The 4345-nt window shown below is 42.2% G+C and carries 2 protein-coding genes; one reads left to right on the top strand and one right to left on the bottom strand.

Annotated features, from left to right (window positions below; all coding sequences use genetic code 11):
• Positions 1 to 8 precede the first annotated feature (8 nt).
• The gene (locus J8X26_RS18635; protein ID WP_374101290.1) at positions 9 to 1349 is read left to right on the top strand and encodes a hypothetical protein; all 1341 of its coding nucleotides are present in this window, start codon (positions 9 to 11) and stop codon (positions 1347 to 1349) included.
• 129 nt (positions 1350 to 1478) lie between these two features.
• On the opposite strand, the gene J8X26_RS27700 is transcribed toward J8X26_RS18635, so the two are convergent.
• Positions 1479 to 4345, bottom strand: a 2867-nt coding sequence (locus J8X26_RS27700; protein WP_244370676.1) for a class I SAM-dependent DNA methyltransferase, incomplete at its 5' end; no start/stop codon positions are given.

The raw sequence follows: 4345 nt of genomic DNA on the forward strand, positions 1-4345 counted from the left end.
CGTAAGGATTGCCTGAGAAAGTCAGCGACGAGGGGAGCTTTTATCTAAATCCGATTTATTCAACAAAGCCCCCCACCTTTAAAGGTGATGGTCTGGACGAGATTATGGACGACTACAATAAGCGTTACGGCCAGGATTTTGATTTTGCCCGCCACGCGGCCTTTAAAAAAGATTTAGCCAAACGGCTTGCCCATAAAAAGCCTTACGAGCGCATTCATAACGAGCCTTCAAAGCAATTAGATTTACTGATTGTGGTGGATCAAATGCTCACTGGCTTTGACTCTAAATGGCTTAATACCTTGTATTTAGACAAGGTGGTTAAATACCAAAATATTATTCAGGCGTTCTCGCGCACCAATCGCTTGTTTGGTCCCGACAAACCCCACGGCATCATCCGTTATTACCGCTATCCACACACCATGGAGCAGCACATTAACGCTGCGGTAAAACTCTATTCCGGCGACAGACCTATCGGATTATTTGTTGACAGGCTAGAAAGCAATATTGAAGCCATGAATGAATTAGTGGCTGACATTACCGAGCTGTTCGTCAATGCGGGCGTTGAGAATTTTGAAAAGCTGCCAGACGATATAGAAGTCTGTGCCCAATTCGCAAAATTATTTAACACATTTAGCCAGCACTTAGAAGCAACTAAAGTACAAGGTTTGCATTGGGAGCAGTCGATCTATTCGTTTACTAAAAATAATGTAGAACATGATGTTACGCTGGCCATAGACGAACAAACATACCTTAGTCTGGTCCTGCGTTACAAAGAGTTGGCAGGAAAAAGTGATAGCAGTAGCGCAGGTGGCGACGATGTGCCTTTTGATATCAGTGGTTATTTAACTGAAATAGATACCGGTAAAATCGATGCCGACTACATGAATAGCCGCTTTGATAAATATTTAAAAGAGCTGAACTTACACCAAGACTCTGCGAGTATTGAAACCACCTTAAATGAGCTGCACAAGTCGTTTGCATCGCTCACCCAAACTGAGCAAAAGTACGCCAAGCTCTTCTTGCACGACTTGCAGCGCGGCGATGCGCAGTTACTTGAAGGCTATACTTTCAGAGACTACATCAACACCTACAAAGATAACGCTGAAAATGCGCAATTAAACGCCGTTGTTAATGCTCTTGGTTTAAATAAAGGACTGCTTATAGCATTAATGGCTGATAGTGTTAATGATAAGAATCTTAACGAGTTTGGTCGTTTCGACGCATTAAAAGATTCGGTAGATGAAGCGAAAGCCAAGGTCTATTTTGAAAAGCAAGATGGTGTAACCATACCTCTGTTTAAGCTGAATATTCGCATTGATCAGTTTTTAAAGCAGTTTATCTTTGCATAAACGGATGATTGCCCCCCCCTGAAAACAGTGCCATTCTAAACTGAAGAATCTGGTCTTTCCTTCATCTCATAAGCAGGCCGATGTACCATCGGCCCTTTGAGTATAATGTAATTAAGGGATTTTCCATTCCTAACATAAGTTATCAGTAATAATATTTGGCTCTATAAATTCGTATGTTTTAACATTAGGATAAGGACAAACAAAACGAACCTTATCATTTTTCGCATCACTATAGAAATAAAAGCCCATAATATCACTCTCAGGTAAAGTCTCTCTCATTACCATCAAAGGAAATATTTTTGTAACTGCTATATTTTCATGTGTCGTCAAATCACTATGCGCAAGATATAACTCCCCAGATATCATAGGCTTTGAAGTTTTGAATCGCGCAGTTTTGCTTGGGTTGAGTCCTAAACCTTTAAGAACCTCTACCTCATTCAAAAAAGCAGTACCATCAAACCTTGCTTGTATTGATTTTATAAGAGTAGTCGTTTCAAAAAAACTCCTGTGTTCAATTTGCATTGTTTTATTTAAACGCATAATAATATCTTTGGCTTCAGCTACAGCAGCGGCAGAAGGCAACCCTCTATGCGCAATATCATTTCGTAGTTTTGTGGCTTCACGAAGTAAAGTAATAACCTCATCACGACATATAAAACTTGCTATACTATCGTTAGAATCTAATACATTTTTATAATCACTAAGCCTGTTATATCCAAAAGCCATTGTGAGACTTAACAATTCTTTCTTTCGGTTATAAAACATTTCTTTTTGCGGTTTGCTTTGACCAAAAGCAACAGACAACAAGTATACTCCCAAATATTCAAAAAATTTAACAAATGACTCGCATCGGTCTCTTTCATTAAACTTAGATTCAGCCAACTCCCAAAGAATTGCTAAAGGAGTTGGTAACATTGATGAAAATTCTTGCTCATATCTACTTGCAACACTCAAATATGGCTGTAACTGCTCTTGAGCCGACTGGAAATCAGAAAATACAGAATTTTTGAGTAAAGACACTCGTGTTAATACGGCTTCACACTTATTCCAAAACTCTATCAATTTGGACTGACTTTCTATTGGAGGAAGAGAGAATCGAGTGTTTAACCACGCAGACAGAGATACATTTCTAAAGCCCCCATTAATAACCATAAAATTACTATCAAGCCAATCTACGCCTTCTTCTTGCTGTAAAAATATGTTATAAAAATCAGGAAGGAGTGTTTCGTTATGAAAATCAAAACGAGACAGATTGAGCATTTTCCTTTTTGCGTTCAAGCCGGAAAATTCGACTATTTTACCTGTATATTGTTCAAGAACATAAAGCCCATCATCGCTTAACCTAATAATTTCTTTAAAACGAACCTGCCGTCCTTGAAGTAACTTATCTCTAGAATGATTCTTTTGGAAAAGGGAATAAAAGTTAATCTCATAACCAACCACACCAACACCAAGATCTTTATTATCGCGTCTGTTAGCATTAATCCATGTGTCTGCAGCATGTGGCAAGACTTCGGTTTTGAAGTAATGCCCTATCAAGTCATCGGTAGCAATTGAAGGATTTAATGGTACATTTTCACTTTCACGCAGATCGCTATCCTGCTCGAACTCCACCACTTTGCCTTTGTATTCAAACGCACCGTACAACGGCTTAGCGGCTTCTTTCAGCACCTTTTTCACCACCGGTTCGGCAGCCGAATTTTTGGTGGTGATAGCGTCGATAAACTGTTTGTTCTCTTTGGTATCCAGCTCAACACCAACAGTCTTGAGTGCGCCTTTCAACGTGAGTTGGAACTCATTGAAATCGTCACTCACTAACGCTTTACCACCCGCGTTTGCCCCCAGCGCCGTCTGGATCTGCTGCACTTTCTCCATCAATGCACGTTGTGCAAGCCACACTTTACTATTCAGCAGATCTTTGATTTTATTCTCTTTAAGCTCAGAAAACTCCGCCTTGATAATGGAGTGGGCTTCCACTGCAAGCTCTGAGAAATCACCATAGTTATCGTTATTCCACTGTGCGGAGAACTCTTCATACAGACGTTCCATGGGTGCATTCAGCGGTTTGGTTGCAAAACGCAGCTTGGCAATGGCTTCATCGGTAACCTGTGCAGACAAACGTAGTGGGCGTTCGATGGTCAGCCGGCGGTAGCCAAAATCAGTGCTGTTAAAAATTTTGCTGGCGAAGGTTTTCGACGCTTCGGTTTTAGCGGTAGCAGATTGGCAGCCACGGTTTGATTTTTGCTCGGGTGCTTTCTCAAGCCCCAGCTCATCAAGAGAGGTGACACCCACCACTGCAAACTCACCGAAGGTGTGGGTGATAAGCTTGATATCGTCTTCACCCATCAAGTTACGCTTGGAGCCTAACGATTTGCGCATCTTGCCGCACAGATTAGTGCCATCAATTAGTTGGACTTTACCTTTGCGCTCCGGTGCTTTTTTATTCGACAGAATCCACACATAGGTTGCAATGCCGGTGTTGTAGAACATGTCAGTCGGCAACGCAATGATGCCTTCCAGCAAATCAGCTTCCAGAATATAACGGCGGATTTCGCTCTCACCGCTTCCCGCCCCGCCGGTAAACAGCGGTGAACCGTTGAGGATGATTCCGATACGCCCACCGTTGCTCACTAAATCATCGGCGTTACGGCTATCGCGCATTTTACTGATCAGATGCAGCAGGAACAGTAACGAACCGTCAGAGACACGCGGCAAACCGGGGCCAAAACGGCCATTGAACCCTTTTTGCTGATGTTCGTCTTTAATCTCGCCTTCAATCTTTTTCCAGTCCACACCAAACGGCGGGTTAGATAGCATATAGTCGAACTGGTCCAGCGGGAGCTGATCGTTGGAAAGCGTGTTCCCCAGTTTGATGCGGCTGACGTCTTGCCCTTTAATCAACATGTCAGCTTTACAGATGGCGTAAGACTCTGGGTTTAGCTCTTGGCCAAATGCACGCATCACCGCATTTGGATTCAGTTCGTGCACATATTCCA

It is taken from the genome of Rahnella sp. ChDrAdgB13, from assembly GCF_017655185.1.
In the GTDB taxonomy this organism is placed as follows: Bacteria; Pseudomonadota; Gammaproteobacteria; order Enterobacterales; family Enterobacteriaceae; genus Rahnella; species Rahnella contaminans.